Source organism: Salmonella sp. 741265050_HSA (assembly GCF_046569445.1).
Lineage (GTDB): Bacteria > Pseudomonadota > Gammaproteobacteria > Enterobacterales > Enterobacteriaceae > Salmonella > Salmonella enterica.
This window is the reverse complement of sequence record NZ_JBKFSV010000001.1, coordinates 992,008-1,018,429: the sequence shown is the minus strand read 5'-3', so window position 1 is coordinate 1,018,429 and position 26,422 is coordinate 992,008. Positions and strand designations below refer to the sequence as shown.

Sequence of the window (26,422 nt, the reverse complement as noted above, 5' to 3'; positions counted from 1 at the left end):
TCGTTACCGCAGAATAAAAGCTGTATAAAGCACGTCAGTGACGACCTGTTTTGGTTGTCCGGCAACGAGCGGCGCGGCCAGCGTCTCTTTAATGGCGGCAATCAGTTTTTGTTTGCCAGCTTCTGTTGAGAGCTCGGCGGCATTCTGGCGGGAAAACAACAACAGCAGACGGCTGCGCACTTCCGGCAGATATTCATTTAATCGCGCGCGCGTCGCTTCGTCTTTCAGACGCAGGGTCACGCCGATATACAACACGCGATCCGCATCGCCCAGATTGACGGTAAACGTATCCAGCGCAAAAAATACCGGCGCAGGCGGCGGAGCCGGTTCTGCTTTAGCGTTCGTGGTCGGTTGCTGCTGCATACGCCAGTAGCTATAACCGGCGGTCGCGCAGGCGGCGAGGGTAATCAACACCAGCAAAGGTATCCAAATCGAGCGTTTGCTCTTTTTGTTAATCGCGGAGTCAGTCATCTGATACGGGCTTCCTGTTTCGGTACTGCTTATTGGCTGATTATCCCGTGTCCTGTCCACGACAAAGCGTGGAAAAGACGCGGATAATCATGCTACCTCTGGCGTTAGGCGAAGATATCCACTGCGCCATTGCCGCGCGCGGCGGCCTGAAGCGAGGCCGGCGCCGCTAACGCTATGTCATCTTCAGCGCCAAACGCGTCCGGGTGTTGGGCGCGGGCAGACTGCTGTTGCGACGAAGACTGCTGCTGTCCGGCAAAGCTTTCGCTACTGATACTGCTTTGTCCCAACTGAATGCCGCTTTCCGCCAACTGAGTGCGCAACATGGGCAGGGCGGCTTCCAGCGCGGCGCGGACATGGCTGTGCGGCGATACCATCTGGAGCTGCGCCTGATTGTCATCCAGCTTGAGCGAAATATGCACCTGACCTAACTCTTCCGGATGCAATCGAAGCTGCGCGCTTTGCTGTCCCTGACGCGTAAATAACATGACCTGCTGACTGAACGTTTGCTGCCATTCATGGCTGCCTAACGGCGCGCTGAGTACCGGGGCTGAGGCGACAGGTAGCGGTTGCGGTTGCGCCGTGGCGCTGCTGAGCGTCGGCATTGCCGCGCCATGCGTTACTGGCGCGGACGGGCTATCCACCTCCACTTTCGCGCTGGTCGCGGCGGCAGCGACCACCAGCGGCGTCAGTGCTGGACCCGTGGCGCGATCGTCGCTGGCGCGCGCAAGCGACGCCTCGGTTTTCCCTTTTTCATGCTCGCTAAAAGAGAGCGTATGTGTCTCTTCCTGCGGCGCCGATGGCATGTCGCCGCGCAACAGTGACGGCAAGGCGATGTGATTTTCAGCCGGCGTCTCTCCGGCGACAGGCGTCGCGACAGGTTGTCCGGGCAGCATGGCGAATAAGGCGCTCAGACTGGCAAGATCCTCATCGCTCAGCGCGGGCGTTTTCTCATCATGCTGCGCCGTTTTACTCAATGCGGCCAGAGCGCTGGTTTTCAACGATGGCGTTAGCGTAGACAGTAGATGCTGCGCTTGTGTCAGATCGGTAAGCGTTTCATCCGTCGCATTCGCTTTTTGCGCCAGCAGGTCGGCAAGCTTCACCGCCTGGCCCGGCTCGCCATGTTGGGTCAGTAGCTCTTTCGATAACTTGCCGCCTGCCGCCTGTAAATCGGCCAGCGTGATGCGGGCGTCTTTGCCCTGTGCGCCGTCTGCGCCTAACGCGCCCGCCAGGAGCGCCAGAAAGTCCTCGGCTGAACCGGTGGTTTTTCCTGACGTCAGACCCGCGGTCATGTCGGTATCGGTGGTGATCAGTTGGGGCAGGGTGATCATTCGGGTTTCCTCATTGCTGCACGCTGAGCAAATTCATCCATCTTTTTCTGATCCATGCGGTTTTCAGCTAACAGCGCTGCCGCGGTTTGTCGGTCCTGTAAGGTTTGCCAGGCCTGAAGTCGCTGCTTTTTCTCACGCCAGCTCTTCAGCGCCAGGTCGACTTTTTGCGTCCACTGCGTAAGCTGGAGGCGATGCTGCTCTATCGCCTTTTCCAGTGTCTGAATAAACTGCTGATAGTTGATCCAGCGATTACTGGCGATGCCGTTGCCCATATCGGTGTTCAAATTACTGCGATACTCATTCTGATAATCGATCAGCATTTTGAGCTGTTCTTCCGCCTGTTGGCAGCCGCGACGCATTTCGCCCAGTAAACGCGCCGCGTCATCTACCTCTTTTTCGGCCAGATCTTTGAGTGTTTCCAGAGCGCCATGTTGTGCCATGATCGTCGCCCTCCTGCTTTATCACACCGTCGGGAAAATTAAATCGAGCGCCTGCAGAGAGTCCTCCCAGTCGGCCCGTTCAAAAATGCCTTGCTGTAAAAACGCTTCCAGTTGCGGCCATAAGGTAATAGCTTTATCGAGCATCGGATCGCTGCCTTTGGCATAGGCGCCGACGCTGACCAGATCGCGGTTACGCTGGAAACTGGAAAGCAACTGTTTAAATAGCCGTACCCGCGCATAGTGCTGCTCGGTAATGAGCGCGGTCATCGCCCGGCTGATTGACGCCTCGATATCAATGGCCGGATAGTGCCCGGCCTCCGCCAGACGGCGGGACAAGACAATGTGCCCGTCGAGGATTGCGCGTGCCGAGTCGGCAATGGGATCTTGTTGGTCGTCCCCCTCGGTCAACACGGTATAAAACGCGGTGATAGAGCCGCCGCCATGGATGCCATTACCGGCACGTTCGACCAGCGCCGGCAGCTTTGCGAACACCGAGGGCGGATAACCTTTGGTGGCTGGCGGTTCGCCGATTGCCAGCGCAATTTCACGCTGTGCCATCGCATAGCGCGTCAGCGAATCCATAATCAGCAACACATGCTGTCCGCGATCGCGAAAGTCTTCGGCGATGCGGGTGGCATAGGCGGCGCCCTGCATTCGCAGCAGCGGCGAAACATCAGCCGGGGCGGCAATCACCACCGAACGCGCGCGACCGTCGGGGCCGAGAATATTTTCGATAAAATCTTTAACTTCGCGGCCACGTTCGCCGATAAGTCCCACGACAATCACGTCCGCCCGCGTGTAGCGCGCCATCATGCCAAGCAGAACCGACTTACCGACGCCGGAACCGGCAAAGAGTCCCATACGCTGACCGCGCCCTACGGTTAACAACGCGTTGATAGCGCGTACGCCGGTATCCAACACATGTTCGATTGGCGTTCGCTGTAGCGGGTTAAACGGCGGCGTGATTAACGCGCCGGTTTCCAGCGTATCCGGCGCAGGCAGTCCGTCGAGTGGTTTACCGCCGCCATCCAGCACTCGACCAAGCAGGGCCGGGCCGAGCGGTAACTGTTTGCCGCTTTGCAGACCGTCGCCATGCCCGTTACGGGCGTAAACGCGGGCACCGGGCAGAATGCCTTCGACCTCTTCCAGCGGCATTAAAAACAGACGCTGGCCGTTAAAACCGACGACTTCCGATTCCACCTCTTTGGTTTCAGGGCCGTCCTGGCGCTCAATAATGCAGGTGGCGCCCAGCGGAAGCTGGAGACCGGTGGCCTCCAGTACCAGGCCAGTGGCGCGGGTTAAACGTCCATAACGACGCACCGCCGGCAATAACGCCATTTTGGCTTCAAAGTTGTCGAGCGCGGTAAGCCAGCGGGTCAGGCGCGTGGTCATCAGAGCACTCCCGGCGCCGCCAGGCGACACAACTCTTGCCAGCGAGTAGCGACGCTGGCGTCCAGATCGCCCTCATCGGCAGAGACTTTACACCCGCCGTGATGCAACGTTGGATCGCCGCGTAACCGCCATCCGTGAAGACTGAGCGTGGCGCCCAGCATCTCTTCCACCCGCTGTAAGTCGTCCGGATGCACGCGCAACTGCGGCTTGCCGCTAAAGAGCGGCTCTTGCTGCAACAGTTGTTGGATCTGTTTAATCAGCGCCGAGTTGTCCACCGCCGGCGTTTGGCCGATGACCTGACGTGCGGCCTCCAGGGCCATTTGCATCAGCCGTGAGGCGATAACGCTATCGAGCGCGTCAAGCGTGTTCTGAAACTCGCTCACTAACTGCTGCATACGGGCATGAATCGGCGCCTGCTGCGTCTGCGCCTGGGCTTGTCCTTGCTCCAGCCCCTGCGCTAACCCTTCCTGGTATCCCTGCGCGTGTCCTTTTTGCCGTCCCTCCGCCAGCCCGGCGTTATAACCTTGTTCATGGGCCTGTATTTTTAGCTGCGCCAGCTCCTGCTCCAGCTGCTGTTCGGCAGTGAGTTCGGGCTCCGGCGTATCGTCTGTCAAGGTCACGTTATCAGCCTCAACCGGCACAAACGTCTCCGGCGGCGGGGCGAGATCGTCGGGGGTCCAGACTTGCCACGGCAATTCATTAGACATAGGTATCCTCGCCGCTGCCAATCACCATTTCGCCGGTTTCCGCCAGACGACGCACAATAAGCAGAATCGCTTTCTGCTCGTTTTCCACCTGAGACAGACGAACCGGGCCACGGTTGGCAAGGTCGTCGCGCAGGATATCTGCGGCGCGCTGGGACATATTGCGCAGGAACTTCTCGCGTAATGGCGGTTCGGCGCCTTTCAGAGCGATCAGCAGCGATTCGGAATCCACTTCCTGCAACAGACGCTGGATACTGCGATCGTCCACATCCACCAGATTTTCGAACAGGAACATCTCGTCGATGATTTTCTGCGCCAGTTCGCCGTCGAATTCGCGCACAGCGGTAATAACCGCTTCTTCCTGCTGCGTTTTCATCAGGTTGATAATTTCCGCCGCGGTTCTTACGCCACCCATTTTGCTGCGTTTCAGGTTCTGACCATCGAGCAGGCCATTCAGCACTTCGGTCAACTCCGCCAGCGCCGCCGGCTGTACGCCGCCAAATGTCGCGATACGCAGCATCACATCATGACGCAGACGCTCGTCAAACAGCGCCAGAATATCGGCGGCCTGACTGCGTTTGAGGTGGACCAGAATGGTGGCGATAATCTGCGGGTGCTCGTCGCGAATCAGGTCGGCGGCACTCTGCGGTTCCATAAAGTTGAGCGTTTCGATACCGCTGGTGGTATCGCGCGTTTCCAGAATATCTTCCAGCAGGCTGGAGGCGCGTTCTTCGCCCAGCGCTTTAACCAGTACGGAGCGCAGGTATTCGTTGGCGTTAATATTCAGCGCGGCGAACTGCTCCGCTTCTTGCTCAAACTCTGATAGTACGTCCGTCAGTTGTTTGTTGGAGATCTGACGCACGTTAGCCATCGCCGTACTTAACGCCTGTACTTCGCGGGTGGAGAGGTGTTTAAACACCTCTGCCGCCCGGTCTTCGCCAATGGTCATCAACAAAATGACGCTTTTATCGGTACCGCTAAGATTACTCATGATCGTTACTCATCCACTGGCGAATGACCAGCGCCACCACGCGCGGATCGTTGTCTGACATTTCGCGAATACGCTGGCTCATCACCTCGGCGCCCAGACGCTGGTTAGCCCGGCGTTGCTGGAGCTGCTCGTCTTTGCTAAGGCGTACTTCCACGGCTTCTTCGGTTTCCTGGCGAACCTGTGCCTGTTCCTGAGCCGCTTTCGCTTCTTCAACGCGGCGCGTCAACTGCGGACGTACCGCTTTGCGCCACAGAATCCAGGCCACCACCAGCACCAGCAACCAGCGACCTGCCGCGAGCAACTGATCGATAAAGGACTGCTGTTGCCAGAAGGGCAGTTCGCCGCCGGTGTTATCCACTGCGCTAAACGGTGAATTCACCACGTTTAGCGTATCGCCGCGTTTATCGGAAAAACCCATCGCTTCACGGGTTAAATCCTCGATCTGTTTCATCTGATCGGCGGTCAATGGCAGCGGTTTGCCATCCGCCAGCGTTTTGTAATTCACCACGACAGCTACGGAGAGACGCTCAATATCGCCCACATTCATTTTGGTGTGACGAATGGTGCGGTCCACTTCGTAGTTACTGGTTTCATTACGCTGCGTATTGCGCGGGCCAGCACTGTTACTGTTGGTACTGGTACTGGTACTGGTTTGTGGCGTATTCTGCGCGTTTTGTTGATTGGTCGGCGGTGTGGCGATCGGCGCCTCGTTAGGCGGCGCTGGTTGGTTCGACAGCGCGCCAGGCACGCCGCCGGGATAGCCCGCGCCTACCTGTTCGCTAATATTCAACTGACGTGAACGCAGGGTGGCCTTCGACGCATCGCCGTTCGGGCTGTAGTGCTCTTCCGTCTGTTCTTTATTGGCAAAATCCAACTGGGCGGTTACCTGAGCGTGAACATTACCGTTCCCGACGATAGGCGACAGAATGGCTTCGATACGGCGTTGGATGCGGCTTTCCACATCATTAGCAAATTTTAATTGCGCGTCATTAAGGTCGCGACCGCTGGTATTGGATTGCGTGAGCAGATGACCGGATTGATCGACCAGAGTGACGTTTCCTGGCGGCAAACCGGCGACAGCGCTGGAAACCAGATGTACCACGGCGCTAATTTGTCCTTCATCCAGCGCCCGACCCGGTTCCAGTGTGACGGTGACGGAGGCGGAAGGGGATTTTTGTTCCCGCACAAATAGCGACGGCTTTGGCATCGCCAGGTGAACGCGGGCGCTTTTTACCGGCCCCAGCGTCTCGATCGTCCGGGCCAGTTCACCTTCCAGCGCGCGCTGATAATTCACCTGCTCGCTGAACTGACTGATACCGAATTTTTCCTGATCAAGCAGTTCAAAGCCTACCGCGCCGCCTTTAGGCAGCCCCTGCTGCGCCAGACGCAGACGCAGTTCATGCACTTTGTCGGCGGGCACTTCAATCGCGCCGCTGCCATTGGCAAAGCGATAGGGGATATTCATCTGGGTCAACTGCGCGACGATCGCGCCGCCGTCCTGATCGGAAAGGTTGCTAAATAGCGTGCGGTAATCGGGCGTTTTGGCCCACAGCACCATCGCAACGACGATCGCCACGGCAGCGGAACCCGCCACAATTAACGGAATTCGGGGATTCGCGCGTAGGCGATTAAGCCACTCGAGAGGTTTAGGTTGGGTTGCAGTCGATGCAGTCGCACTCATCTCGCACCTCGTGACTGATCGTGGACGGCGTTTTTTGCAAAGTGGAACAAGACTCACTCCCGGGTCAGCAAACTCGAAAAATTGACGGTCTCATTATTTGTGGTTTCGAATTTTTCTATGCGCTAAAAACCGAGGTTTTTTATCGTTATTTAACGCCTTTATCTTATTGACAAACTGGTAATCTCTGCTGCGTAAAAAATCATCCAGGGGAATAGCATGGCAGCAATACAGGGGATTGAAGGGGTTATTAGCCAGTTACAGGCGACGGCGATGGCCGCGCGCGGGCAAGACACGCACTCGCAGTCGACGGTGAGTTTTGCCGGCCAGCTACATGCTGCGCTGGATCGTATTAGCGACAGACAGACGGCGGCGCGCGTTCAGGCGGAAAAATTCACTCTGGGTGAGCCGGGCATTGCGCTTAATGACGTGATGGCCGATATGCAAAAAGCGTCCGTCTCCATGCAAATGGGGATTCAGGTGCGCAACAAGCTGGTCGCCGCGTATCAGGAAGTCATGTCCATGCAGGTTTAAGCCAGAGCTGACAACACATCCGCAGCGAACTCCCGGGCGCTTACCTCAGTCAGCGGCGGGGGACGCGACGCCCATGCAACCAGTGCGTGATTATGTGGGCTTGTTTTTTGCGAGGCGCGCTCATTTTATTGATAAGCGGGTTGCACATTGTTGCAGGGACTTATTAAAAATAGGGTACGCCTGTTTACTGACGCCATTCATTCCTACTATTCGTTCTGATGCTATTGTCATTGAGTTTGCAATCCAGAATGTTCCTGCAATATATGCACCGTTGCGATAATACACGGTAAATTCTTTACTAATGCCTGGAATATCTGTTTCATGGAGATCCAGTATATACCCATACGGGGACAGATTATCAGCGAGACAGCGGGCAATGACGCTCGGATGTGCATTGACCACTGTGACGGGTGAATAACGGGCAGCGGCAAGACAGACGACTCCAATAATGGAGATGAAAATAATTTTTATCATTTTTTTGGCTTCTGCTGTGCATAAATAAATCATCACCTGATGATGTCAGTGAGTAAAAATATAAATACCTGATAGTCTTTTATGGCGTAGACGGGAAATAATAATTATTTTATGTTTTGATTAAAATAACCCTGGGTTTTTCATCGGCTCAGACAAAATTAAAACGGTATACGTTATATAATAGATTTATGCCACGGCGCACAAGACGACCTTGTCTGATTTCTTTTATGCGTTGTAGATTTTTGCCGGTTATGCCGTAAAAAGGTCTCCCGCCGTAACGTACAGCGGGAGTATGCGCTTATTTTTGAATCAGATAACGAATTGTCGGGCCATCCTGTTGGATATCCAGCACCGTATAGCCATGATTGCGCGCATCCAGTGGAATATTATTAATGGACTGCGGACAGTCGCTCACCACTTCCAGGATCTCACCTTTTTTTAGCTGCGGCATCGCTTCCAGAGTGGCGACCGCCGGGTACGGGCAAGGTTCGCCAACCATATCCAGACGGTAATCAGGGACGATATTTTTCATACAGATTCCTTAGCAGGCGTCAGCCCCGCACGGCGGAAAAAACGTTTTTCCCAGCCGATAATTAACATCAGCGCGGTAAATAACAACAGGTAGGTGACCAGCAGACCGCCCAGCGGACCAAAGGTATTCAGCAGGTTAACTTTATCCCAACTGGTCGCCAGAGCGGGCGCGAAATCATCCCAGTAGTAAGCCAGGATGGTCGAACCGATGACATTGCCGAGGCCCACCCACCAGTAATGCACCTGGCCTTCTACGGCGCGGTACATCCAGCCGGTTTCGCAGCCGCCCGCCAGCACGATGCCAAAACCGAACAGCAGTCCGCCAATGACCGCATTCGGGCCAGCCCACATAATTTTAGGTGCAACGCCCAACTGCACGTAGCTGAAAATACCAATGGCGCTGACCGCCATGCCGAAAATAATCGCTTTCGCCATATGGGCGCGTCCGGAGATCCACAGGTCGCGAAAGGCCGAAGTAAAGCAGATTTGCGCGCGCTCGATCAGCAGCCCAAACCCGACGCCGAACAGCATCGCCAGCCCCAGTTTCGGCTGATGCATTGCCGTTAATAACGCCCAGCCAATCATGCCGATAAAGACCAGCATACCGAGCCTGAAACGCCGTCTTGCCTGATCCGGTTTCTGCGTCAGTGGCGAAGCCGCGGAGACCTTTTGCATTTTCACCGGTATGCGAAATATCGGCAGCAACGTAAAGCGGGCGCCGAACCAGGAACCGATAGCGGTCGCCAGCGCAAAGAACCACGCGTGTAGGGAGAACTGCGGGATTCCGGTAAAAAAGGCGGCCAGGTTACACCCCATCGCCAGACGCGCGCCGAAGCCAGCGATCATGCCTCCGACCACCGCCTGTACGATACGGATTCGGCTGCGCGGCATACGCAATTTTACGTTGTTGGCCCACAGCGCTGCGGCGAAACAGCCGCCGAACATGCCGAGGATCATCATGCCGTCGATACGCGTCAGCGGCGTACCTTCCAGATGAATCAGCTTGTAGTAGCCCCACTGTTCGGCATGAACGCCAAAAAGCTGCAAAATTTGCCCGCCCCAGCGGGTAAATTCGCCCGTCACGGCCCAGAACGTGCCGGTGATGCCAAAATAGTAGGTAGAGAGAATACCGGCTGCGATCACCGCAGGGGCCGGCGCCCAGAATTTAATTAACCAGGTTTGCTTGAAGTGTTGCCATGACATGTGTTTAGCCTCTGAACTCAGAAGGTGTGAAACAAGAAGTGCGCATACTACACCGATCACAGAATTTGCCTACACCTAATAAGCGGTAATACCGACTGGATCAAATTGCGGCCAGCGCCTGGAAAGGCTGGCGGCGTCAGAGCTTTAATGCCACAATTCCTCTTTCTTCTGATGCAGGATGAATGATGAAAAAAGTAGCGATCGTTGGCGCATTGCTGGTTCTGGCCGGATGCGCCGAGGTGGAAAACTATAATGATGTGGTGAAAACGCCCGCGCCGGCCGGTCTGGAAGGGTACTGGCAGTCAAAAGGCCCGCAACGTAAGCTGGTGAGCCCTGAAGCTATCGCCAGCCTGGTAGTGACTAAAGAAGGCGATACGCTGGACTGCCGCCAGTGGCAGCGCGTTATTGCTCTGCCGGGCAAGCTGACCATGCTCTCCGATGACTTAACCAATGTTACGGTTAAGCGTGAGCTCTATGAGATTGAGCGCGACGGGAATACCCTGGAATATGATGGCATGACGCTGCAACGGGTCGCTCGTCCGACGCCGGAGTGCGCCGCCGCGTTAGAAAAAACGCCGCTGCCGACGCCGCTGCCGTAATTTCGCTTCCCGGCAGCGCTCTGCCGCCGGGAACGCTCATCACACGTCCTCAATGATCCACACGCTGACGCTGCCTGCGTTGCAGAAGAACGTCGCTTCGCCTTGATCATTAGTTACAACATGCTCACTGCGGTTTCCCAGAAAATCACGCCAGGTCTTGTTAGCGTAATTGTCGCCGAGCAGGAGGGTTTTTTCACCGTCGTCGCCATTGGAAAGTACGACCACACAGCCTGGATTCTCTTCAGTACCGCTGCGACTAAAGGCGATACAGTTAGGATGATCGAAAAAGAGTGTTTGTATACCGTGCGCAAAACGCTGACGAGCGAGGATCAGCCGATCCAGTTGGTTAATCACCGGCATGTCGACCCGACAGGTCTCGCCATTTTCGCCGCTATCCTCATAGCTGGCGCCGTATAAATCGGGATAAAACACCGACGGCACGCCGTTTTCACGAAGCAGGATCAGCGCATAGGCCAATGGTTTGAACCAGGGTTCTACCGGCGCTTCCAGCGCCTGTAACGGTTGTGTATCGTGGTTAGCGACCAGCGTCACCGCATGAAAAGGGTCGGCTTCTACCAGCGTGCCGGTGAATATGTGGCGCATGTCATACTCCGCGCCCTGGCGCGAGGCTTCATGAAATTTCATCTGCAACGGCGCGTCGAACAGCATGGTTTTCCCGTCGACCTGATCGATGTACGTTTGCAGTTTATCTACTTCATGCGACCAGTATTCTGCGACAATAAACAGCGGTTTTGGCGCAACCGCCTGTACATGCTCAATCCATTCTTTATAAAACCAGGCGGGTATATGTTTTACCGCGTCCAGGCGAAAGCCGTCACAGTGGGTTTGTTCCATGACCCAACGAGCCCAATATTTAATTTCTTCCGTAACCGCGTGATTGCGAAAATCGATATTTTCACCCATCAGATAGTCGAAATTACCCATCTCATCATCAACCTGATCGTTCCAGCCATCGCCGGTATAGTCATTGACGATCTTAAAAATGCCGTCTTCGTCGGGATTCTCGATGTGATCAATGCCGCTGAAACAGTGATAGTCCCAAATAAAGTTGGAATACTGGCCCGCGCGGGCAGGGAAGGTGTAGCGCGTCCAGCCTTCGCATTCAATGATGTTGTCATCGATTTGCGTGCGGTCATCCTGATTCACGCGCTGAACGCGAATACGTTCTTTTTCGTCTGCCCCCATTTTGTGATTCACGACGACGTCGAGCAGCACCGCAATACTATTTTTTTTGAGCGCGTCTATCGCCGTCAGTAACTGGCGTTTATCGCCGTACTTTGTCGCGATAGTTCCTTTTTGGTCAAATTCGCCGAGGTCAAACAGGTCGTAGGTATCATAGCCTACGGAATAGCCGCCGGAGGCGCCTTTACAGGCGGGCGGTAGCCAGACCATATTGATACCGATATCATTCAGCCCATCAGCACGTTCCGCCAGCTCAGACCAGAGTTTACCGCCGTCGGGATAATACCAGTGGAAGTACTGCAATAACGTGGGGTTTTTCATCTTCCGTGCTCCAGAAGTCGTTTAGCCGACCTCTGGAGTATGGAAGAATTTTCATACGAGACGGGAAAATATTATGAGGCGCCAGGCGCGTCTGGCACGAGTAACATACCGGAAAGACGGCCATAAGCGTTGTTGAGTGATTTTTGGCGGGTGGATTGTCCGATCAAACTACTCAGTTCATCCAGTCGCTGTTGCAGCAGCCCTTTCAGGAGCTGCTCATTATCCAGCGTTTGTTTGATGTATCCGGCGACCATATCCTGAATACTTCGCGTAATGCCCGGTGGAGTTTGCTTTTCCATCACCGTTTCAATACTTTGCAGATAGGAGACCTCTTGTTGCAGTAAGAGATCCCATTCACCTCGCTGCGCAAGTTCAAGCAGCGATTGACTGAGCAGCGCAATACGCTGCCAACGGTTGATAAACTCCACGGTTGAGGTCATTAACGAGACTCCTGGAAAGATGCTTTCGGTGAAATCTGTTTCCAGGCTTCTGCAATATTGCTGAGTAACCCTTCCACTTCTTCGATGGCCTGAGCGTCGTTACGCAAATTAGCCTGCAGTAAACGGCGAATCATATAGTCGTATAGCTCGGAAAGATTCGTCGCAATCTCACCGCCTTTTTCCTGATCGAGGCCGGCTTTCAGCCCGTTATCGATAATATTGATGGCTTTGCTTAACGCTTCACCTTTCGCGACAACATCGCCTTGTTCTAAAAACAGGCGAGCGCGCACCAGAGCGCTATTCGCGCCATCAAACAACATTTCAATCAACTGATGCGGGCTGGCGCTCATCACGGCGCTTTCCACGCTGACTTGCGCATAAGCTTTGATACCGCTCGCGGTGTACATGGTGACCTCTGTTATCAGGACTTGTTCATAGCTGTAAATTGCTGGGTCAAATAACTACTGGTGTTATTCAGCTTACTCATCATGGTATCCAGTTGGGTAAACTGGGCCTTGTAACGGGCAACGGTTTCATCGATGCTGTTGCTAACGGACAGGTACTGTTTCGTCAGGCTTTTCAGCGTGGCGTTAACGTTGTCCTGCGCATTATCAATAATGCCGTCATCCGCCAAATAACTTTTCACTTCGGTGGCAATTTTGGTGGTGATCCCCGTTTCTTTACCATCGCCCACCAGCAGCTCACGCGCTGCGGCTGTGTTATCTTTCAGTACTTTGGTCAGCTTATCATCATCAATCTTCAGTTTGCCGGAAGTCCCATCCTGAGTGATGCCAATTTCCGCCATTGTTTTGAACGCAGAATTACTGCCGCTATTGGCAAATTGTGCCCGAATCCCGGTCTGGATAGTACGAACCACACTATCGCCTAACAGCGCGCCGTTTTTATCGCTGGCTTCTTCGCCCGGCTCAACGGCGGTATATTTGGTTAACGAGCTAAAGGTATCCACCAGCGAGTTATAGGCATCCACCCAGGATTTAATCGCCTCTTTCGCCTTGGTATCATCTTTCGTTACCGTCACGGTCGCGTCGGTCACTTTCTTCGTCAGGGTGAGCGTAATTCCCTGAGGGGCGTCGGTTACGGTATTGCTCTGACGCTCAATGTCGATGCCGTTTACGTTCAGCTTCGCGTTTTCTGCTTTCACCAGCTCTTGCATATTGCCGGTATTGGTGGTGCTGTCATAAGCGAGTAAATCGTTAAGTTTTGTATCGCCTTCCACCGTGATCTTCATCGTATTGTCGGTACCGCTATTGGCGGTAAGCACCAACTGGAATTCGTTCTCTTTGACCTTAACGATGCTGGCGGCGATACCGCTGTCGGCGTCATTGATGGCGTCACGGATCGCCTCCATGGAGGTGTCGCCTTTATCCAGCTTAATTTCCAGCGGCTCTTTACGTCCCGGCTGTTCAATTTTAATTGTCCGGGACGTGACCGACGTATCGCCCAACTGCTCTTTGGTGGTCGCGAAGGTGGTTTTTGTCGCCAGCGACTGCGCGGCGGCAAGCTGGGTTACGCTAATTTTATAAGTCCCTGCGGCAGCGCCAGCGGTAGTACTGACTTTGAGGTCCTCCGTCGTGCTGGACGCCACGGTAGACTTAAATAAATCCGCTTTATTTAACGCGGTATTTGCCGTCTGGAATTTTTCTAATGCGCTTTTCAATGTGCCATAGGCGGTTAGCTTTGCCGAATTCGCGCTCTGCTGTTTGGTAATTGGCGTTAAGCGTCCTTTTTCGTTCTTTGTCAGGTCTGTCAACAACTGGTCTAACGGTAAGTTTGATCCCACACCTAATGATGAAATTGAAGCCATGCCTTCTTCCTTTTTGATTGCAAACAGTAGTTAAGCGCGTTATCGGCAATCTGGAGGCAAAGTTTAATGATAATTTTGCAAAAATAATGCGCGGAATAATGATGCATAAAGCGGCTATTTCGCCGCCTAAGAAAAAGATCGGGGGAAGTGAAAAATTTTCTAAAGTTCGAAATTCAGGTGCCGATACAAGGGTTACGGTGAGAAACCGTGGGCAACAGCCCAATAACATCAAGTTGTAATTGATAAGGAAAAGATCATGGCACAAGTCATTAATACAAACAGCCTGTCGCTGTTGACCCAGAATAACCTGAACAAATCCCAGTCTGCTCTGGGTACCGCTATCGAGCGTCTGTCTTCTGGTCTGCGTATCAACAGCGCGAAAGACGATGCGGCAGGTCAGGCGATTGCTAACCGTTTCACCGCGAACATCAAAGGCCTGACTCAGGCTTCCCGTAACGCTAATGACGGTATTTCTATTGCACAGACCACGGAAGGCGCGCTGAACGAAATCAACAACAACCTGCAGCGTGTGCGTGAACTGGCGGTTCAGTCTGCTAACAGCACCAACTCCCAGTCTGACCTCGACTCCATCCAGGCTGAAATCACCCAGCGCCTGAACGAAATCGACCGTGTATCCGGCCAGACTCAGTTCAACGGCGTGAAAGTTCTGGCGCAGGACAACACCCTGACCATCCAGGTTGGTGCCAACGACGGTGAAACTATCGATATCGATCTGAAGCAGATCAACTCTCAGACCCTGGGTCTGGATACGCTGAATGTGCAGAAAAAATATGATGTTGATAGCACTGGCGTTACTCAATCTCTTGATTTAAAAACTGCTGGAATTACTGGTGCTACATTAAAAACTAGTATTACTGGTACAACAACAGAAACCGGTAGCGTTAAAGATGGTAAAGTCTACTATGATGCAGATAGCAAAAATTACTATGTAGAGGTTGACTTTACTGATACTACGGATAAAGCAGCGCATGCTGGTTTCTACAAAGCTGACGTCGATGCTGACGGTAATGTTTCTTTAGCAACTGGTGCGACTAAAGAAGCAAAACCAACGAATGCAGTTGAAGTTGAAAAAACTATTGATGAAAAACCGCTGAAAGCATCAAGTAGTGTTCAGGATGCCTTAAAAGCGAGTGGTATTGCTGATGCGGTTGCAGAAGCTGCGACGGTAGTGAAAATGTCGTACACTGATAAGAATGGTAAAACTATTGATGGTGGATACGGTATTAAAGTAGGTGATGACTACTATGCTGCAACTAAAGAAAAAGACGGCAGCTATAGTATTAATAGTACTTCTTATACCGATAAAGACGGCAACACTAAAACTGCACTAAACCAACTGGGTGGCGCAGACGGTAAAACTGAAGTTGTTTCTATCGACGGTAAAACCTACAATGCCAGCAAAGCCGCTGGTCACAACTTTAAAGCACAGCCTGATCTGGCGGAAGCGGCTGCTACAACTACCGAAAACCCGCTGCAGAGAATTGATGCCGCGCTGGCGCAGGTGGATGCGCTGCGTTCTGACTTGGGTGCGGTTCAGAACCGTTTCAACTCCGCTATCACCAACCTGGGCAATACCGTAAATAACCTGTCTTCTGCCCGTAGCCGTATCGAAGATTCCGACTACGCGACCGAAGTCTCCAACATGTCTCGCGCGCAGATTCTGCAGCAGGCCGGTACCTCCGTTCTGGCGCAGGCTAACCAGGTTCCGCAAAACGTCCTCTCTTTACTGCGTTAATCCGGCGATTGATTCACCGACACGTGGTACACAATCAAGGCAGCGAAAGCTGCCTTTTTTAATTCCGGAGCCTGTGTAATGAAAGAAATCACCGTCACTGAACCTGCCTTTGTCACCCGCTTTTCCTGTTCTGGCTCGGCCTGTCGCGACCACTGTTGTAAGGGCTGGAAAATCACGCTGGATAAGACGACGGTCAAAAAGTATCTCGCCAGTAAAGACGCGACGATTCGTACCATCGCGCAAGATAATATTATTCTGCTGAAAAAGAACAACAGCCACTGGGGGGAAATTAAGCTGCCTTCGGCGCTGGGGAATTGCCCTTATCTGGATGAGGACCGTCTGTGCCGGGTACAAAAAACGTTAGGCGCAAAGGCATTAAGTCATACCTGTTCCTCTTTCCCGCGGGCGCATCATACCTACAAAAATGAGGTGCGTAACTCTCTGAGTCTTGCCTGCCCGGAGGTGACGTCCCGCATTTTGAACGATCCTGACGCAATGGCACTCAGCGAAAAAACTATCATTCAGCAGACATTCAATACTGCGCCGTTATTCCCGGCGCAGCAAAAGTTACTCAATCTGTTTTGCCTGAGTCTGATCAATCATGCCAACAGCAGTACGGAAGCCGCGCTCTATGCGTTGATTAAATTTGTCATGTATACGCAGAAATTTGCCAAAATTGATGATGCGGCGCTGGGTGAACTGGAACAGGTGTATGCCGCGTTACTTGAACAGTTGCAGACCGGCGTGTTGGCGCAGGAGTTGATGAATATCGCGCCGGATAGCAAGGTAAAAACCTCGCTGGTATTGCAGATGCAGGACTATTTCCGCTCGCTCCCGCTTAGTCGTGGCAGTGTTATCCTCGATCACTACATCCAGTGCCTTCTGCGGGTGCTGACGGCGGAAGAGGGCGTTTCAATGGAGCAGAAGGTGAGCGATATTGAGTCCTCATTAGCGCGCTGTTTACAGGCGGATGAGCAGCAGAAGAACTGGGCTTTCAGAAATTTAATTCTCTATAAAATTTGGGAAAATAATTTCCCCAACCAGCCGAATGTCGACCCGTTACGCGCGCTGTATATTATCGTGGCGGAATATGCCTTTATTAAGCTATTAACGGCAGCCAGCGTGCATGAGCGCGGGCGGCTAGAGTGGGATGACGTTACCAATATTGTGTATAGTTTTCACTCCCGCAGCCAGCATAACAGCGAGGTGGCGAAGAATTTTCATCGCCATATAGAAACGGTACGTACTGGCGACGATCTGTCGATGATTCATCTTCTGACATAGTTTTGTCCGGGGTGGGCTTTTGCGCATCCCGTTTATTCTATCTGGCTGATTTTATTCTGCTCTTTGAGCCGCTAAAAAGGCGCTACAGGTTACATAAGTGAAATAACCCTTCTTTTATAGCCTTATTCCTTCGATAGAACCCTCTGTAGAAACGGATAATCATGCCGATAACTCATTTAACGCAGGGCTGTTTATCGTGAATTCACTGTATACCGCTGAAGGTGTAATGGATAAACACTCGCTGTGGCAGCGTTATGTACCGCTGGTGCGTCACGAAGCATTGCGCCTGCAGGTGCGATTGCCGGCGAGCGTGGAACTGGACGATCTGCTACAAGCGGGCGGCATCGGGTTATTAAATGCGGTCGACCGATATGACGCTTTGCAAGGAACGGCATTTACCACTTACGCAGTGCAGCGTATTCGTGGGGCGATGCTGGATGAATTACGCAGCCGCGATTGGGTGCCGCGTAGCGTCCGGCGTAATGCCCGCGAAGTGGCGCAGGCGATGGGACAACTGGAGCAGGAACTGGGGCGTAATGCGACGGAAACCGAAGTGGCGGAACGTCTTGGCATCCCTGTTGCGGAGTATCGTCAGATGTTGCTCGATACCAACAACAGCCAACTTTTCTCTTACGATGAGTGGCGGGAAGAGCATGGCGATAGCATCGAACTGGTGACTGAAGAACATCAACAGGAAAACCCGTTACATCAACTGCTGGAGGGCGACCTGCGACAGCGGGTAATGGACGCGATTGAATCGCTGCCGGAACGCGAGCAACTGGTGTTAACGCTGTATTACCAGGAAGAGCTCAACCTCAAAGAGATTGGCGCGGTACTGGAAGTTGGCGAATCGCGGGTCAGCCAGTTGCATAGTCAGGCCATCAAACGATTACGCACCAAACTGGGTAAGTTATAGGTCGCGCATGGTCGCACCCGAAAAGTGCCGCACAACGTATAGACTACCAGGAGTTCTCATGACGGTGCAGCAACCTAAAAGGCGGCCCTTGAGCCGCTATCTTAAAGACTTTAAACACAGCCAGACGCATTGCGCGCATTGTCACAAACTGCTCGACCGCATTACGCTGGTTCGCCGTGGCAAGATCGTTAATAAAATCGCTATTTCACAGCTGGATATGCTACTTGACGACGCTGCCTGGCAGCGGGAGCAGAAGGAGTGGGTGGCGCTATGTCGCTTTTGCGGCGATTTGCACTGCAAAAAGCAGAGTGATTTTTTCGATATTATCGGTTTCAAACAGTATTTGTTTGAACAAACCGAGATGAGTCATGGCACGGTGCGGGAATATGTCGTGCGTTTACGACGTCTTGGCAATTACCTCAGCGAGCAAAACATTTCCCACGATCTGCTGCAGGACGGTTTTCTCGATGAAAGCCTGGCGCCATGGTTGCCGGAAACCAGCACCAATAATTACCGTATCGCACTACGTAAATACCAGCAATATAAAGCGCATCAGCAGATTGCGCCCAGACAGAAATCCCCCTTTACCGCCAGTTCTGATATATATTAAAAAAGCATAAGATGTAGCAGAGTCGTGTTGGTGAAACGTGGCAAACCTTCTACATTAGGCTGAGTCCCCCAAAGGTTCGCGAGACGTGACGATGCGCCATGGCGGGACACAGTCTATGGTCATTAACGGCAATATTCGGGGTTACTATGAAATTAGCACTGCTGGGACGTCAGGCACTGATGGGAGTAATGGCTGTAGCGCTGGTGGCGGGAATGAGCGCGAAGAGCTTTGCCGATGAGGGTTTGCTGAACAAAGTTAAAGAACGTGGCACGCTGCTGGTAGGGCTGGAAGGTACCTATCCGCCGTTTAGTTTTCAGGGCGAAGATGGCAAATTAACCGGTTTTGAAGTCGATTTCGCCGAGGCGTTGGCAAAACATCTGGGCGTTAAAGCGTCGTTGAAGCCGACCAAATGGGACGGAATACTGGCGTCGCTGGACGCTAAACGCATTGATGTGGTGATAAACCAGGTCACGATTTCAGACGTCCGCAAGAAAAAATATGATTTCTCTACGCCTTATACTGTCTCCGGCGTTCAGGCGCTGGTGAAAAAAGGCAATGAAGGCACGATCAAAACGGCTGCCGATCTGCAGGGCAAAAAAGTCGGCGTTGGGCTGGGGACTAACTATGAAGAGTGGCTACGTCAACATGTTCAGGGTGTGGATATCCGTACTTATGACGATGATCCTACAAAATACCAGGATCTGCGCGTAGGCCGTATTGACGCGATTTTAGTCGATCGTCTGGCGGCGCTGGATCTGGTGAAAAAAACCAAAGGTACGCTGGCCGTCACCGGTGATGCGTTTTCGCGTCAGGAGTCCGGCGTTGCGTTACGTAAAGGCAACGAAGACTTGCTGAAGGCGGTAGATAACGCCATTGCGGAAATGCAAAAAGATGGCACCTTAAAAGCGCTCTCTGAAAAATGGTTTGGCGCTGACGTGACCCAATAATGCTCTACGTTGCCCGGCAGGCAGTGCGCCGCCGGGCAATATCAACCTCATACTATGTCAGCAAACGGAGGCGCGTGAATCGGCGCCTTTTTTATTTCCGTTAGATCAACGTGCATAATAAAAAGAACACACCACAACGTTACTGGAGGCTCAATGCCACTACATCACTTAACGCGCTTCCCTCGCCTGGAGCTTATCGGCGCGCCGACCCCGCTCGAATACCTGCCGCGATTGTCTGATTATCTTGGCCGTGAGATTTACATTAAGCGCGATGACGTTACGCCCATTGCAATGGGCGGCAATAAACTGCGTAAGCTGGAGTTTCTGGTGGCCGACGCGCTGCGAGAAGGGGCGGATACGCTGATAACCGCAGGGGCGATTCAGTCGAACCATGTCCGTCAGACGGCGGCGGTCGCGGCCAAATTGGGGCTGCATTGCGTCGCTTTGCTGGAAAATCCAATCGGTACCACCGCGGAAAATTACCTGACGAATGGTAATCGCCTGTTACTGGATTTATTTAATACGCAAATTGAGATGTGCGATGCGCTAACCGATCCGGATGCGCAGCTGCAAACGCTGGCGACGCGCATTGAAGCGCAAGGGTTCAGGCCCTATGTGATTCCGGTCGGCGGCTCCAGCGCGCTGGGCGCAATGGGATACGTAGAGAGCGCCCTGGAAATCGCCCAGCAGTGTGAAGAGGTCGTCGGGCTCTCTTCGGTGGTGGTGGCCTCCGGCAGCGCCGGAACGCACGCCGGGTTAGCTGTCGGGCTGGAACATCTGATGCCGGATGTCGAACTGATTGGCGTGACCGTTTCACGTGCTGTCGCCGAGCAGAAACCCAAAGTGATTGCCTTACAGCAGGCTATTGCCGGTCAGCTGGCGCTGACGGCGACGGCGGATATTCATTTATGGGATGACTATTTTGCCCCGGGTTACGGCGTGCCAAATGACGCGGGGATGGAGGCGGTGAAACTGCTGGCGAGCCTGGAGGGAGTGCTGCTGGATCCGGTATATACCGGTAAAGCGATGGCGGGTCTGATAGACGGCATCAGCCAGAAACGCTTTAACGATGACGGGCCGATTCTCTTTATTCACACCGGTGGGGCGCCTGCGCTGTTTGCCTACCATCCTCATGTATAACCTCCAGGTAATCAACGCGAATGCAAGAAAGTATCCAACTGGTTATTGAATCGCTGCCGTATTTGCTTAAAGGCGCCGTCTTTACCCTGCAACTGAGTATTGGCGGTATGTTTTTTGGTCTGCTGCTGGGATTTGTGCTGGCGCTGATGCGGATGTCTCCGCTATGGCCGGTTCGCTGGCTGGCTCGCTTTTATATCTCGATTTTTCGCGGTACGCCGCTTATCGCCCAGTTATTTATGATCTATTACGGCCTGCCGCAATTTGGTATTGAGCTGGACCCTATCCCGGCGGCGATGATTGGTTTATCGCTCAATACCGCGGCTTACACGTCCGAGACGCTGCGCGCGGCGATCTCGGCTATCGACAAGGGACAATGGGAAGCGGCGGCGAGCATTGGCATGACGCCGTGGCAAACGCTACGTCGCGCTATTTTGCCGCAGGCCGCTCGCGTTGCGCTTCCACCGTTGAGCAACAGCTTTATCAGCCTGGTGAAAGATACGTCGCTCGCCGCGACGATTCAGGTGCCGGAGTTGTTCCGCCAGGCGCAGTTAATTACCTCGCGAACGCTGGAGGTGTTTACCATGTATCTGGCCGCGTCGTTAATCTACTGGGTAATGGCGACCGTCTTATCGGCACTGCAAAACTATTTTGAAAACCAGCTTAACCGCCAGGAGAGAGAGCCAAAATGAGTGCGATCGAAGTCACCAACCTGGTCAAAAAATTTCATGGTCAAACGGTGCTGCACGGTATCGACCTTGAGGTGAAGCCCGGAGAAGTCGTCGCCATTATCGGCCCGAGCGGCTCAGGGAAGACAACGTTATTACGCTGCATTAACCTGCTGGAACAACCGGAAGCGGGCACCATTAAAGTGGGCGATATTATCATCGATACCGCCCGCCCACTTAGCCAGCAAAAAGGGTTGATTCGCCAGCTACGTCAGCATGTTGGCTTTGTCTTTCAGAGTTTTAACCTGTTCCCGCATCGTACCGTGCTGGAAAATATCATTGAAGGTCCGGTGATTGTAAAGGGAGAGCCGAAAGCCGAGGCGACGGCGCTGGCGCGGGAACTGTTAGCCAAAGTCGGGTTGGCCGGTAAAGAGACCCGTTATCCGCGCCGCCTGTCGGGCGGGCAACAGCAGCGCGTGGCGATTGCACGCGCGCTGGCGATGCGCCCGGAAGTGATACTGTTTGATGAGCCCACGTCGGCGCTTGATCCTGAATTAGTCGGCGAGGTGCTTAATACGATTCGCCAGCTGGCGCAGGAAAAGCGCACGATGGTGATCGTTACTCACGAAATGGGCTTTGCGCGTGACGTGGCTGACCGGGCAATATTTATGGATCAGGGGCAAATCGTTGAGCAGGGGCCGGCGAAAACCTTGTTCGCCGATCCTCAGCATCCGCGTACCCGCCAGTTCCTTGAGAAATTTTTAGTGAAATAATACCTTTTCAACGCTCGCTCGAATTAGCCGCGCCTCGGGCGAGCGCAATGAATAATTATGAAGTCATTCTGCCAGATTATTAACCTCGCTCTCAGGCGGAAGCCAAAAAACTGTAATGCCGCTCAAGTATTCTACGATTCGTCCGATATTTCTTATATATAAACACTATTTATGTGTTAATTTAAGTCATTCATAATAATGATTATCAATATCAAAGGCGTGACCATAAAATATGCAGGAAAATGATTTCTTCACCTGGCGACGCGCAATGTTGTTACGCTTTCAGGAGATGGCGGCAACAGAGGATGTTTATACTGAATTGCAATATCAGACACAGCGGCTGGAATTTGATTATTATGCCCTGTGTGTTCGTCATCCCGTTCCCTTTACCCGGCCTAAAATATCGCTTCGTACCACTTATCCTCAGGCGTGGGTAACGCATTATCAGTCCGAAAACTATTTTGCGATCGATCCTGTATTAAAGCCGGAAAATTTCAGGCAGGGTCATTTACATTGGGATGACGTGCTATTTCATGAAGCGCAGGCGATGTGGGATGCCGCCCAGCGTTTCGGATTACGCAGAGGCGTAACCCAGTGTGTGATGTTGCCGAACCGGGCGCTGGGCTTTTTATCTGTCTCCCGTAGCAGTTTACGCTGCTCCTCGTTTACCTACGATGAAGTGGAGCTGAGGTTGCAACTGCTGGCGCGGGAGAGTCTTTCGGCGCTGACAAGATTTGAAGACGACATGGTGATGGCGCCTGAGATGCGTTTCAGTAAACGTGAGAAAGAGATTCTGAAGTGGACGGCGGAAGGGAAGACCTCATCGGAGATCGCCATTATTCTGTCGATTTCTGAAAATACCGTTAACTTCCATCAGAAAAACATGCAGAAGAAATTCAATGCGCCAAATAAAACACAGATTGCCTGCTACGCTGCGGCGACAGGTCTGATATGACGTGCTGACGATGCTTCGCGCCAGACGCGAAACCGGCTGAAAGCGATGCTAACAGCCGGTTTTTTTACTACTGGCGGTAAGCCTGTTTAATTTGCTTAACCGTACTGGAAAATACCGCCGCTTGTGCTTCATCATCCATCTGCGCGATCTGTTTTTCCATTTTAAGAATCACGCGCCCTGCATCGGCCTGGCCCATCGCCTGCAGCATCAGCGTTAACATGGCTTTCAGGCAGTTGACTTCAGTAGCCAGTTCTTGATTATTCTCAGCGGTGGAAAAATCAGGCGTACTCATTTATTTTCCTCGTTATGTTTCAGTGAAAATGTGCGATAGCAGATGTTAAGGCGGCGGAGTATACCATAAGCTACGCTAAAAATAGCAGTGGTTGTTTTTTGATCAAAAAGGGGAAGGTTTACCCACAAAATAAACGTTGCCGCGTGATGCATATATTTTCTTCATTCTTTGTTTATTACGCGTATTTCACTCGTTAATTATTGTTACAAAGTTGATTCTCTAATTAGTGTTTAGACAGCGGAACGTGAAATTTTTGTCACCATTATGAAATATCAGCCCGGGACAGCGCCGCCAGAAGGGGCTACAACGTTGGCAGTTGCCACATGACGTACAACATAATTTCCAAAAACGAGAGCAAAATCGAATACCCGGTGTTTTTTTACGTTTCAAAGTTGAGATAAAACCAGCTAATATAAGGACGATTAACTATCAGTAGCGTTATCCCTATTCTGGAGATATTCCTTTGATCAACGTTCTTCTTGTTGATGACCACGAACTGGTGCGCGCAGGGATACGACGCATTCTTGAAGATATAAAGGGCATTAAAGTTGTCGGTGAAGCGTGCTGCGGAGAGGATGCGGTAAAATGGTGCCGTACTAACGCCGTTGACGTCGTGCTGATGGATATGAACATGCCCGGTATTGGCGGCCTTGAGGCGACGCGTAAAATTGCCCGATCGACAGCGGATATCAAAGTGATCATGCTGACCGTCCATACGGAGAACCCGTTGCCCGCCAAAGTGATGCAGGCTGGCGCAGCTGGCTATCTCAGCAAAGGCGCTGCGCCTCAGGAGGTGGTGAGCGCTATTCGTTCGGTGTATTCCGGACAACGTTATATCGCCTCCGATATCGCTCAGCAGATGGCGCTCAGTCAGATCGAGCCTGCAAAAACGGAAACGCCGTTCGCCAGTTTGTCTGAACGCGAGTTGCAGATTATGCTGATGATCACCAAGGGTCAGAAGGTCAATGAGATTTCAGAACAGCTGAATCTCAGTCCTAAAACGGTGAACAGCTATCGCTATCGTATGTTCAGTAAATTAAACATTCATGGTGATGTTGAGCTGACTCACCTGGCAATCCGCCATGGCCTGTGTAATGCGGAGACGTTAACAAGCCAGTGAGTGAAATATTTGACGCAAAGGCGTTTTTGAAAACCGTTACCAGCCAACCCGGTGTCTATCGTATGTATGACGCCGGCGGTACGGTTATTTATGTCGGTAAAGCAAAAGACCTGAAAAAGCGTCTTTCCAGCTACTTTCGCAGCAACCTGGCTTCGCGTAAAACCGAAGCGCTAGTTGCGCAAATTCAACACATTGATGTCACGGTAACGCATACCGAAACGGAAGCGCTGCTGCTTGAGCATAATTACATCAAGTTGTATCAACCGCGTTACAACGTGTTGTTGCGTGATGATAAATCCTATCCTTTTATTTTTCTGAGCGGCGATACCCATCCGCGTCTGGCGATGCACCGTGGCGCCAAACATGCGAAAGGCGAGTACTTCGGCCCATTTCCTAACGGCTATGCCGTGCGGGAAACGCTGGCGCTGTTACAGAAAATTTTCCCTATCCGCCAGTGCGAAAACAGCGTGTATCGCAACCGCTCGCGTCCTTGCCTGCAATACCAGATTGGCCGCTGCTTAGGCCCCTGCGTTGCAGGACTGGTCAGCGAGGAGGAGTACACACAACAGGTGGAGTATGTCCGGTTGTTTTTGTCCGGCAAGGACGACCAGGTCTTAACACAGCTGATTGCCCGGATGGAAAAGGCCAGCCAGGATCTGGCATTTGAAGAGGCGGCGCGTATTCGCGATCAGATTCAGGCGGTACGCCGGGTCACGGAGAGACAGTTTGTCTCCAATGCGGGCGACGATCTCGACGTTATCGGCGTGGCTTTTGATGCGGGTATGGCCTGTGTGCATGTGCTGTTCATTCGCCAGGGTAAGGTGCTGGGCAGCCGCAGCTATTTTCCAAAAGTGCCTGGCGGTACGGAACTGGGCGAAGTGGTGGAAACCTTTGTCGGGCAGTTTTACCTGCAGGGTAGTCAGATGCGCACGCTACCGGGCGAGATACTACTTGATTTTAATCTTAGCGATAAAACGCTGCTGGCCGACTCGTTGTCGGAACTTGCCGGACGGCGTATTCATGTCCAGACAAAACCGCGTGGCGATCGCGCCCGTTATCTCAAGCTGGCGCGGACCAACGCGGCAACGGCCTTAGTCACTAAACTCTCGCAGCAGTCCACCATCACGCAGCGTTTGACTGCGCTGGCGGCGGTATTAAAACTTCCTGCGATCAAGCGGATGGAATGTTTTGACATCAGCCATACCATGGGGGAGCAAACGGTCGCATCCTGTGTGGTATTTGACGCTAACGGGCCGTTACGCGCCGAGTATCGTCGTTATAATATCGCGGGCATCACGCCGGGTGATGACTACGCGGCGATGAATCAGGTGCTACGTCGGCGTTATGGCAAGGCCATAGAAGAAAGTAAGATTCCGGACGTTATTCTGATCGACGGCGGAAAAGGGCAGCTCGCCCAGGCGAAAGCCGTTTTCGCTGAGCTGGATGTCCCCTGGGATAAGCATCGCCCTTTGTTGCTCGGCGTCGCCAAAGGCGCAGACAGAAAGGCCGGTCTGGAAACACTCTTTTTTGAACCGGAAGGAGAGGGGTTTAGCCTGCCGCCGGACTCGCCGGCGCTGCATGTTATTCAGCATATTCGCGATGAGTCGCACGATCACGCGATCGGCGGACACCGTAAAAAACGCGCAAAGGTTAAAAATACCAGTACGCTGGAAACTATTGAAGGCGTTGGGCCTAAACGTCGCCAGATGCTGCTGAAATATATGGGCGGTTTGCAAGGACTACGTAACGCCAGCGTAGAAGAAATTGCAAAAGTGCCGGGTATTTCGCAAGGTCTGGCAGAAAAGATCTTCTGGTCGTTGAAACATTGAG

At 52.8% G+C, this 26,422-nt stretch carries 29 protein-coding genes; 13 read left to right on the top strand and 16 right to left on the bottom strand.

All coding sequences use genetic code 11. From position 1 onward, the window contains the following. Nucleotides 1-3: 3 nt before the first annotated feature. The 7 genes from fliL to fliF form a co-directional block, all read right to left on the bottom strand. Nucleotides 4-471, bottom strand: coding sequence for a flagellar basal body-associated protein FliL (gene fliL, locus ACLD4F_RS05175; protein ID WP_000132169.1), 468 nt, complete (start codon nt 469-471; stop codon nt 4-6). 104 nt (nt 472-575) lie between these two features. Further along, nucleotides 576-1,799 carry a flagellar hook length control protein FliK gene (gene fliK, locus ACLD4F_RS05170; RefSeq protein WP_000631670.1) on the bottom strand — a complete coding sequence of 408 codons (1,224 nt, stop codon included), beginning with the start codon at nt 1,797-1,799 and terminating at the stop codon, nt 576-578. Further along, entirely contained in the window at nt 1,796-2,239 is a 444-nt protein-coding gene (fliJ, locus tag ACLD4F_RS05165) for a flagellar export protein FliJ (RefSeq protein WP_000046981.1), read from the bottom strand. Before fliJ ends, fliK begins: the two co-directional genes overlap by 4 nt. A gap of 21 nt (nt 2,240-2,260) precedes the next feature. Further along, nucleotides 2,261-3,631, bottom strand: a complete 1,371-nt coding sequence (fliI, locus tag ACLD4F_RS05160) for a flagellar protein export ATPase FliI (protein ID WP_000213257.1) — start codon at nt 3,629-3,631, stop codon at nt 2,261-2,263. Then, a complete protein-coding gene (fliH, locus tag ACLD4F_RS05155) occupies nt 3,631-4,338 on the bottom strand; it encodes a flagellar assembly protein FliH (RefSeq protein WP_000064158.1) in 708 nt (235 codons plus the stop codon). The genes fliI and fliH overlap by 1 nt, the downstream gene beginning before the upstream one ends. Next, nucleotides 4,331-5,326, bottom strand: a complete 996-nt coding sequence (fliG, locus tag ACLD4F_RS05150) for a flagellar motor switch protein FliG (protein ID WP_000067735.1) — start codon at nt 5,324-5,326, stop codon at nt 4,331-4,333. Before fliG ends, fliH begins: the two co-directional genes overlap by 8 nt. Beyond that, a complete protein-coding gene (gene fliF, locus ACLD4F_RS05145) occupies nt 5,319-7,007 on the bottom strand; it encodes a flagellar basal-body MS-ring/collar protein FliF (RefSeq protein ID WP_057394406.1) in 1,689 nt (562 codons plus the stop codon). The genes fliG and fliF overlap by 8 nt, the downstream gene beginning before the upstream one ends. Nucleotides 7,008-7,223: 216 nt before the next feature. On the opposite strand from fliF, the gene fliE reads away from it, so the two are divergent. Then, nucleotides 7,224-7,538: a flagellar hook-basal body complex protein FliE gene (gene fliE, locus ACLD4F_RS05140; RefSeq protein WP_000719037.1), complete on the top strand. Its 315-nt coding sequence runs from the start codon at nt 7,224-7,226 to the stop codon at nt 7,536-7,538. Between the two features lie 120 nt (nt 7,539-7,658). Here fliE and ACLD4F_RS05135 read toward each other — a convergent pair whose 3' ends face one another. The 3 genes from ACLD4F_RS05135 to yedE all read right to left on the bottom strand — a co-directional run bounded on the left by ACLD4F_RS05135 (nt 7,659) and on the right by yedE (nt 9,746). After that, on the bottom strand, nt 7,659-8,045 hold the full coding sequence (locus ACLD4F_RS05135) for a hypothetical protein (RefSeq protein WP_077941605.1): 387 nt from the start codon (nt 8,043-8,045) through the stop codon (nt 7,659-7,661). Between the two features lie 265 nt (nt 8,046-8,310). Beyond that, a complete protein-coding gene (yedF, locus tag ACLD4F_RS05130) occupies nt 8,311-8,544 on the bottom strand; it encodes a sulfurtransferase-like selenium metabolism protein YedF (RefSeq protein WP_000790504.1) in 234 nt (77 codons plus the stop codon). Further along, nucleotides 8,541-9,746 carry a selenium metabolism membrane protein YedE/FdhT gene (yedE, locus tag ACLD4F_RS05125; RefSeq protein WP_001519382.1) on the bottom strand — a complete coding sequence of 402 codons (1,206 nt, stop codon included), beginning with the start codon at nt 9,744-9,746 and terminating at the stop codon, nt 8,541-8,543. Before yedE ends, yedF begins: the two co-directional genes overlap by 4 nt. Nucleotides 9,747-9,931: 185 nt before the next feature. Here yedE and yedD point away from each other — a divergent pair, with 185 nt between their 5' ends. Continuing rightward, nucleotides 9,932-10,345: a lipoprotein YedD gene (yedD, locus tag ACLD4F_RS05120; protein WP_000754694.1), complete on the top strand. Its 414-nt coding sequence runs from the start codon at nt 9,932-9,934 to the stop codon at nt 10,343-10,345. Nucleotides 10,346-10,384: 39 nt separating this feature from the next. Here yedD and amyA read toward each other — a convergent pair whose 3' ends face one another. From amyA to fliD, 4 genes are all read right to left on the bottom strand, one after another. After that, nucleotides 10,385-11,869 carry an alpha-amylase gene (amyA, locus tag ACLD4F_RS05115; RefSeq protein WP_000795492.1) on the bottom strand — a complete coding sequence of 495 codons (1,485 nt, stop codon included), beginning with the start codon at nt 11,867-11,869 and terminating at the stop codon, nt 10,385-10,387. Nucleotides 11,870-11,940: 71 nt separating this feature from the next. After that, a complete protein-coding gene (gene fliT / locus ACLD4F_RS05110; protein ID WP_000204899.1) occupies nt 11,941-12,309 on the bottom strand; it encodes a flagella biosynthesis regulatory protein FliT in 369 nt (122 codons plus the stop codon). Continuing rightward, a complete protein-coding gene (fliS, locus tag ACLD4F_RS05105) occupies nt 12,309-12,716 on the bottom strand; it encodes a flagellar export chaperone FliS (RefSeq protein ID WP_000287764.1) in 408 nt (135 codons plus the stop codon). Before fliS ends, fliT begins: the two co-directional genes overlap by 1 nt. A gap of 14 nt (nt 12,717-12,730) precedes the next feature. Next, a complete protein-coding gene (gene fliD / locus ACLD4F_RS05100; RefSeq protein WP_000146806.1) occupies nt 12,731-14,134 on the bottom strand; it encodes a flagellar filament capping protein FliD in 1,404 nt (467 codons plus the stop codon). 256 nt (nt 14,135-14,390) lie between these two features. Here fliD and ACLD4F_RS05095 point away from each other — a divergent pair, with 256 nt between their 5' ends. The 9 genes from ACLD4F_RS05095 (at nt 14,391) to sdiA (ending at nt 23,180) form a co-directional block, all read left to right on the top strand. Next, nucleotides 14,391-15,890: a FliC/FljB family flagellin gene (locus tag ACLD4F_RS05095; protein ID WP_411010702.1), complete on the top strand. Its 1,500-nt coding sequence runs from the start codon at nt 14,391-14,393 to the stop codon at nt 15,888-15,890. Nucleotides 15,891-15,968: 78 nt separating this feature from the next. After that, a complete protein-coding gene (fliB, locus tag ACLD4F_RS05090) occupies nt 15,969-17,174 on the top strand; it encodes a flagellin lysine-N-methylase (RefSeq protein ID WP_080250409.1) in 1,206 nt (401 codons plus the stop codon). Between the two features lie 196 nt (nt 17,175-17,370). Continuing rightward, nucleotides 17,371-18,090 carry an RNA polymerase sigma factor FliA gene (locus ACLD4F_RS05085; RefSeq protein ID WP_001087453.1) on the top strand — a complete coding sequence of 240 codons (720 nt, stop codon included), beginning with the start codon at nt 17,371-17,373 and terminating at the stop codon, nt 18,088-18,090. Nucleotides 18,091-18,148: 58 nt separating this feature from the next. Next, the gene (gene fliZ, locus ACLD4F_RS05080; RefSeq protein WP_000218080.1) at nt 18,149-18,700 is read left to right on the top strand and encodes a flagella biosynthesis regulatory protein FliZ; all 552 of its coding nucleotides are present in this window, start codon (nt 18,149-18,151) and stop codon (nt 18,698-18,700) included. Between the two features lie 146 nt (nt 18,701-18,846). Then, nucleotides 18,847-19,647 (top strand): cystine ABC transporter substrate-binding protein, encoded by an 801-nt coding sequence (gene tcyJ, locus ACLD4F_RS05075; RefSeq protein WP_000761634.1) that lies wholly within the window; start codon nt 18,847-18,849, stop codon nt 19,645-19,647. A gap of 153 nt (nt 19,648-19,800) precedes the next feature. Continuing rightward, on the top strand, nt 19,801-20,787 hold the full coding sequence (dcyD, locus tag ACLD4F_RS05070; protein WP_001128187.1) for a D-cysteine desulfhydrase: 987 nt from the start codon (nt 19,801-19,803) through the stop codon (nt 20,785-20,787). 20 nt (nt 20,788-20,807) lie between these two features. Then, a complete protein-coding gene (tcyL, locus tag ACLD4F_RS05065; RefSeq protein ID WP_001158238.1) occupies nt 20,808-21,476 on the top strand; it encodes a cystine ABC transporter permease in 669 nt (222 codons plus the stop codon). Then, nucleotides 21,473-22,225 (top strand): L-cystine ABC transporter ATP-binding protein TcyN, encoded by a 753-nt coding sequence (tcyN, locus tag ACLD4F_RS05060; RefSeq protein ID WP_411010701.1) that lies wholly within the window; start codon nt 21,473-21,475, stop codon nt 22,223-22,225. Before tcyL ends, tcyN begins: the two co-directional genes overlap by 4 nt. 232 nt (nt 22,226-22,457) lie before the next feature. Beyond that, nucleotides 22,458-23,180 (top strand): transcriptional regulator SdiA, encoded by a 723-nt coding sequence (sdiA, locus tag ACLD4F_RS05055; protein WP_411010700.1) that lies wholly within the window; start codon nt 22,458-22,460, stop codon nt 23,178-23,180. 67 nt (nt 23,181-23,247) lie between these two features. On the opposite strand, the gene ACLD4F_RS05050 is transcribed toward sdiA, so the two are convergent. Together ACLD4F_RS05050 and ACLD4F_RS05045 are read right to left on the bottom strand one after the other, a co-directional pair. After that, complete coding sequence (locus ACLD4F_RS05050) at nt 23,248-23,472, bottom strand: DUF2594 family protein (protein WP_000106483.1); 225 nt, start codon at nt 23,470-23,472, stop codon at nt 23,248-23,250. Continuing rightward, nucleotides 23,469-23,624 carry a hypothetical protein gene (locus tag ACLD4F_RS05045; protein ID WP_000546183.1) on the bottom strand — a complete coding sequence of 52 codons (156 nt, stop codon included), beginning with the start codon at nt 23,622-23,624 and terminating at the stop codon, nt 23,469-23,471. Before ACLD4F_RS05045 ends, ACLD4F_RS05050 begins: the two co-directional genes overlap by 4 nt. A gap of 311 nt (nt 23,625-23,935) precedes the next feature. Between ACLD4F_RS05045 and uvrY the strand changes: the two genes are divergently transcribed. Both uvrY and uvrC read left to right on the top strand, forming a co-directional pair. After that, a complete protein-coding gene (gene uvrY / locus ACLD4F_RS05040) occupies nt 23,936-24,592 on the top strand; it encodes a UvrY/SirA/GacA family response regulator transcription factor (RefSeq protein ID WP_000611323.1) in 657 nt (218 codons plus the stop codon). Continuing rightward, on the top strand, nt 24,589-26,421 hold the full coding sequence (gene uvrC, locus ACLD4F_RS05035) for an excinuclease ABC subunit UvrC (protein ID WP_080108469.1): 1,833 nt from the start codon (nt 24,589-24,591) through the stop codon (nt 26,419-26,421). The genes uvrY and uvrC overlap by 4 nt, the downstream gene beginning before the upstream one ends. The last annotated feature ends 1 nt before the right edge of the window (nt 26,422 follow it).